6 protein-coding genes and 1 rRNA gene are annotated in these 5,678 nt (G+C 53.5%); all 7 read right to left on the reverse strand.

Going from position 1 to position 5,678, the window contains the following annotated elements; genetic code table 11:
- Window positions 1–381, reverse strand: a 16S ribosomal RNA gene (locus ACWB12_RS07220); the annotation flags it as partial.
- Window positions 382–1,045: 664 nt separating this feature from the next.
- Entirely contained in the window at window positions 1,046–1,891 is an 846-nt protein-coding gene (locus ACWB12_RS07225) for a sulfurtransferase (RefSeq protein WP_479529394.1), read from the reverse strand.
- A 79-nt stretch (window positions 1,892–1,970) separates the two neighbouring features.
- Window positions 1,971–2,582: a protein-methionine-sulfoxide reductase heme-binding subunit MsrQ gene (msrQ, locus tag ACWB12_RS07230; protein ID WP_479529395.1), complete on the reverse strand. Its 612-nt coding sequence runs from the start codon at window positions 2,580–2,582 to the stop codon at window positions 1,971–1,973.
- A gap of 2 nt (window positions 2,583–2,584) precedes the next feature.
- Window positions 2,585–3,514: a protein-methionine-sulfoxide reductase catalytic subunit MsrP gene (gene msrP, locus ACWB12_RS07235; protein WP_479529396.1), complete on the reverse strand. Its 930-nt coding sequence runs from the start codon at window positions 3,512–3,514 to the stop codon at window positions 2,585–2,587.
- Window positions 3,515–3,749: 235 nt separating this feature from the next.
- The gene (locus tag ACWB12_RS07240; RefSeq protein ID WP_479529397.1) at window positions 3,750–3,983 is read right to left on the reverse strand and encodes a Gfo/Idh/MocA family oxidoreductase; all 234 of its coding nucleotides are present in this window, start codon (window positions 3,981–3,983) and stop codon (window positions 3,750–3,752) included.
- A gap of 192 nt (window positions 3,984–4,175) precedes the next feature.
- The gene (locus ACWB12_RS07245) at window positions 4,176–5,024 is read right to left on the reverse strand and encodes a sugar phosphate isomerase/epimerase family protein (RefSeq protein WP_479529398.1); all 849 of its coding nucleotides are present in this window, start codon (window positions 5,022–5,024) and stop codon (window positions 4,176–4,178) included.
- 1 nt (window position 5,025) lies between these two features.
- Window positions 5,026–5,678 (reverse strand): ABC transporter permease (locus tag ACWB12_RS07250; protein ID WP_479529399.1); only part of this gene is annotated, 653 nt, incomplete at its 5' end.

The raw sequence follows: 5,678 nt of genomic DNA on the forward strand, positions 1-5,678 counted from the left end.
CATCACTCACGCGGCATGGCTAGATCAGGCTTGCGCCCATTGTCTAAGATTCCCCACTGCTGCCTCCCGTAGGAGTCTGGGCCGTGTCTCAGTCCCAGTGTTGCTGATCATCCTCTCAAACCAGCTAAAGATCGTCGACTTGGTAGGCCGTTACCCCACCAACTATCTAATCTTACGCGGGCTAATCCATCACCGATAAATCTTTCCCCCGAAGGGCGTATAAGGTATTATTCTCCGTTTCCAGAGGCTATTCCTTAGTGATGGGTATATTCCCACGCGTTACTAACCCGTCCGCCGCTCCACCCGAAGGTAGCGCTCGACTTGCATGTGTTAGGCGTGCCGCCAGCGTTCGTTCTGAGCCAGGATCAAACTCTCAAGTTGAAAAGCAATTGCTTGCTTGTCCTTGACGTTCGAACCTTTGCACATCGCATCTGACCGTTGCAGTCAGATGCAGTCTTCTGTTTGTTGTGCTTCAGGTTATCAAAGATAACCGAAAGCCGTCCAAACAGTGAAGCTGACACTACATAATCGGACCGAAGCCCTAGTAGCGCGATATGCTTAAGTTTGTTCATCGAATGAACCAAACCGCCCACATATCTCTTCAGATACTATCAATTTCAAAGAGCAACACAGACAAAACCAAACCGAAGCGCCTTTAGTATTTCCGGCGCGCCTGCCTGATAAGCCTCTGTTTTTATTCCGCTTTCTTGACCGTCTGGCCTGTCTGGCGTCCCGTTAGAGCGTTGCTGCTCGGCTGGTGAAGACGTATCTAGGCTTACCGGCTGAGAGTCGCAAGAGCTTTTTTCAAGAAAAGCGATCTTTTTTCAAAAAACCTGTTTTCCCCATAAAAACAAGGGGCTTGAATAAGGTTAGAAAACTATTACCCCCCTTTTGCGCAATAAGATTAGCCGCATCATGGAGGGATATCACCCGATTTCGACCTTATCCACAGACTCAGTCCCCGAATATTCCGATTCACCCGCCCAAAACGCCGGAATCACCGCCGATTCACCCGACTCGCCCGCCATTTATCCGAATCCTGTTATCAGCCCCGCCCAATCGGGGCGCTTTGGTCCAGTATCCACTCTTGCAACCCGGGCATATAGATTGACACATCTTTAAAGCCCATCCGATGCATCACAAAACCGACCGAAGACGCTGCAATCCCGCTGCCGCAATAGATGATCGTGCGTGTCTCCCTGTCCTCGGGCAAACGCGCCGCTATCTGCTCCAGCGGCAGGTAGCAGCCAGAAGATGTATCCAGCAGGCTGGTGCCCGGAATATTGATGGCCCCCGGTATGTGGCCGCTCAGTCCCAGATCACTTTCTGCGCCACTGAACTGCGCTTCACTCAACGCATCAATCAACAGAACGTTCCCGTCCTCAAGCGCAGAGCGAAGCGCCTCCTTACAAATGAACACATCTGATTTCACCGCGCAATCCAGCACACCTATACTATGTGATGCTGGCGCGCCTGATACCCGCCCCCCATTCGCAACCCAACCTTGCCAACCGCCATCCAGAATGCCCGCCCTGTCAAACCCGATCCATTTCAGCATCCACCACACCCGCGCGGCCCACATGGATTGCGCGGTATCATACAGAACAACACGACTGTTTGTATTGACGCCCAGCCGCGCCATAGCCGCGGCAAAGACCTGTGGTTCGGGCAATGTGTTGCGAAAGCGGCGCGCGTCGCCAGAAAGCCCACCGGAGAAATCCGCATGGCGTGACTGGTCTATATGCCCGCCCGCCCATTGGCTGTGGCCGCTCACAGTGACGAACCTCTGATCGCTTACAGACCAGTCTGCGAAATTCGTGCAGTCAATGACCACCAGATCAGGATCATCCAGATGATCACTCAACCATTGAAAGGTTACCAGACTGTCCATACACCCCACCGCGCTGCGCTTACCGTTTCAGCATCGTAACGCTGGTTACTGGCACTCGCAATGACATGGGATTTTTCAATCAGGTCGCAACGCGCCGTTGCTTGACCTTAATACGCAAACACAACAGCCCGATCATCACTGCCATATATATCAGCGGCTCGATCTGCCATCCCTTCACCAGCCATACATAATGTAGCGCCCCAGCGATTGCCGCCAGATAGGTCAGCTTGTGCAACTTGCGCCACCCCGCCGTCCCCATCCGCTTGATCGAGGCATTGTTAGACGTCAGTGCCAGCGGCACCATTGCCAAAAATCCGGTCATGCCAATGGTGATATAGGGACGCTTCACTATGTCGGTCCAGATTTCACCCCAATAGAACTGGATATCCAGCGCCAGCCAGATCATCAAATGCAGCACTATATAAAAGAACGTCAATAACCCGATGGCGCGGCGAAATTTGATCAGCTTGATACCGGTGAACCGGCACAACGGCGTCACCACCAACCCCGCCACTAGAAACTGCAATCCAATCTTGCCCGCTCGTTGTTCCAATGCTTTGACCGGATCCACCCCCAACCCACCGTTCAACAGCAGAACAATCAGCCAGATGGCCGGAATCACACCGCCCACATACAGCACCCACGTCGGCATCCGCCGTAGCGCACCGTTCAACTGATCAACTATTGCCATCGTCAGAACTGCTTGGTCAGGTCCATACCGTCATACAGGCTCGCGACCTGCTCGCCATATCCGTTAAACGGCAGGGTTGGCTGGCGCTTGGCAAATATCCCGCCACCAATACGGCGCTCACTTGATTGCGACCAGCGCGGATGGCTGACTTCGGGATTCACATTACTATAGAACCCGTACTCATTCGGCCCCGCCTTGTTCCATGTGGTTGGTGGCATTTCCGCGACCAGCGATATGCGCACAATCGACTTGATCGACTTGTAACCATATTTCCACGGCACCACCAACCGCAGCGGCGCACCACTTTGGTTGGGCAATTCTTCCCCATATAAACCTGTCGCCAGTATAGTGAGCGGATTCATCGCCTCGTCCAGACGCAGACCCTCGACATAGGGCCAGTCCAGCAGACGGGAATTCTGCGCTGGCATCTCTTCAGGCCGAAACAGCGTTTCAAACGCCACATATTTCGCGCCCGACTGAACCCCGACGCGGTTCAGCAATGTGGCCAGTTCAAACCCGACCCACGGGATCACCATCGACCACGCCTCGACACAGCGAAACCGGTAAATGCGCTCCTCCATATCCACACCTTTAGTGACATCGGCCAGATCATAGGTGCCGGGTTTGTCCACCAACCCATCAATCTTCACACTCCACGGATCGGTTGTCAGCTTGTGCGCGTACTTGGCAGGGTCACCCTTGCCAGTGCCAAATTCATAGAAATTATTGTAGGTGCTGATTTCTTCCAGCGTGTTCGGCGCTGCATCCGTCGAAAACCCGCTCGGCTTTGTCGCAATCTTTGCCATAGCCGGTCCAGCCATCGCCCCCAACGCCATAACGCCCGCCCCAGCCAGCAATTGCCGACGGTTCAGATAATCCATTTTCGGGGTCACAGCGGACCATTTCAAATCAGTCTTAAACCTATACACCATTCTCGCGTCTCCAGTTGTTTCTATCAGCATCACCTAAGTCATGGCAAAACCAAAGCCAAAACAACTCCCCTCACAACCTTGTTTAGTTTTTGTAACGTAAGAGCAGCCAGTCATCGGCCCCGAATGGGCGATGACCTCACCCTCAAGGATCACACCTTCGACACGTTGCGCCACACAGATAGATTTCATCCCCTAGCAGCAACATGTTTAAAGAGGCGGGATGGGAATGGCAGGTTTAAGCCCATATTGAACCATCACCATGCGAAGCGGTATCGACGTTAGTTTTTTCGAACATTTCTTCAATCGAAGAATAGCGATCTACCCCGCAGGACTCCGCAAAAACCTGCGCCGCCTCGGACGGGTCAACAATGCAAGCCAGCGCCGCTCCTTTTGCCGAATTGATCGAACTAATATGGCATTTGCCGATAAGGCCGGCCCCGACGACCGCAAGTCTCACATCTGTTGTCATGTAACTTCCCCGTTTTTGTCATCCCATCCTAAAATGGTGGCCAGTAATATGGAGGCCATGGGGCTCACCGTCAGGAATGCGTTATTTGTCTGATCCATGCAACAAGGCCCTGATGGGGGACGTGCTGATTGGGCGAGGGAATTTTGTTGTATTCTGTTCCGAGATAAAACAGAGAGTGGGCATTCACACCATTCAGATCAGCCGGTATTGCGCCGCCTTGTTGCGCAGGAATGGCAGGCCGTTGCCCATCACCTCGGCCTCGTCTTTGGCAACAGGCCGCCAGATTGATAGGCCATAGCCGATTTCAGGCGGCATGTTCAGGAAACTTTCCATCGCCAGTCCTCCTTTGAACCCGATTGCGGCAAGGGTGGCAAAAATCTCATCCCAGTCACAGGTGCCTGCCCCTGGTGTGCCGCGGTCGCTTTCGGACAAGTGAATGTAGCGCAAGTGTTCGCGCGCATCCAGAATGCCGTTGGCCGCGCCCTTTTCCTCGATGTTCATATGATAGGTATCAAGGTGCAGGAACAGGTTGTCCGACCCGACCTTTTCAATCATTGCGACCCCTTGCCAGCCGGTGTTCAGCAGGTGGGTTTCATAGCGGTTTACAGGTTCTATCCCGAAGGCCACATTGTGCGCCTTTGCGTAATCTGCTACCTCGCGCAACGCCCGCGCAACATTGTCCAGCTCGGCCTCTGTCGGGGGCAGTCCAGTGCGCTCACCAATACCGCCGTAGGTTACACCAGTTAGAGCTTCGCAGCCCATTTCCTCGGATTTATCAATGGCAATTTTCAAATGCGCAATTGCCGCTTCGGGGTTTTGCGACGGCCAAGACCCTTCAGGCAAGCCAAGCGAGCTGACCGACCGCATATTGGCCTTCTCAAGCAAATCACGGGTGTGTGCCGTATCTACTGCGGGTGCATTCAACAACGCTATTTCGATGAAATCCATCTTGTAATGAACAGCGGCTGCAACCGCTTTTTCGGCCCCAGCGCGGTCCCAGTTCATAGTCCACATGCTGGTATGAACACCAAATCCTTGCATCTTACACGTCCTTTCCACTGTTGAATATTCGAAGCTTTCCAATCAGGAAACGCAATACCATCACGCCGATCAGGAAAAGCCCCCAAACGGCTGTTGATAGGTGCTGGTTCGCCCCTATCAGATTCAATCCCGAGGACAAGACCTGCAGAATTACCAGCGCCAGAACCACCGGAACCACACGGCCAAATCCGCCAAACGGATCAACCCCGCCCAGAAAGCAGGCCAATACCGTAACCAGCAACAAAGCCTCGCCATGCCCCACCCGTACTGAATTAAACCGCGTTAGCATCAGAATGCCTGCCACCGCGCACATCAGGCCGGAAAGGGTGTAAATCAGGGTCAGCGTGCGTTTGGTATGAACACCGCTATACTCGGTCGCCTTGATATTGGAACCGACCATATAAACCGAAAACCCGTGCCGCATCCTGCGCAAAACCACGTGCCAAAGAAGGGCGGCAGCGGCAAAAACCAGCAAGGGGATTGGTATTCCGAAAATAAAACCATGCCCGAGTGGTTTCAGATAAGCTGGGAAGCCGGAGATATCGCCGCCGTGGGTCAAGAATTCACCCAAGCCACGCAAAAAGATCATCATCGCCAGCGATACAAGGATCGGATGCGCGCCGATATAGGCAATCACTAATCCCATCAGAAACC

This window comes from Profundibacter sp. (assembly GCF_056498605.1).

What these genes read in the sequence shown, in the direction of transcription:
- msrP (WP_479529396.1), bottom strand. Translation starts at nt 3,514, where the DNA reads ATGGTGTATAGGTTTAAGACTGATTTGAAATGGTCCGCTGTGACCCCG.
- ACWB12_RS07245 (WP_479529398.1), bottom strand. Translation starts at nt 5,024, where the DNA reads ATGCAAGGATTTGGTGTTCATACCAGCATGTGGACTATGAACTGGGAC.
- msrQ (WP_479529395.1), bottom strand. Translation starts at nt 2,582, where the DNA reads ATGGCAATAGTTGATCAGTTGAACGGTGCGCTACGGCGGATGCCGACG.
- ACWB12_RS07240 (WP_479529397.1), bottom strand. Translation starts at nt 3,983, where the DNA reads ATGACAACAGATGTGAGACTTGCGGTCGTCGGGGCCGGCCTTATCGGC.
- ACWB12_RS07225 (WP_479529394.1), bottom strand. Translation starts at nt 1,891, where the DNA reads ATGGACAGTCTGGTAACCTTTCAATGGTTGAGTGATCATCTGGATGAT.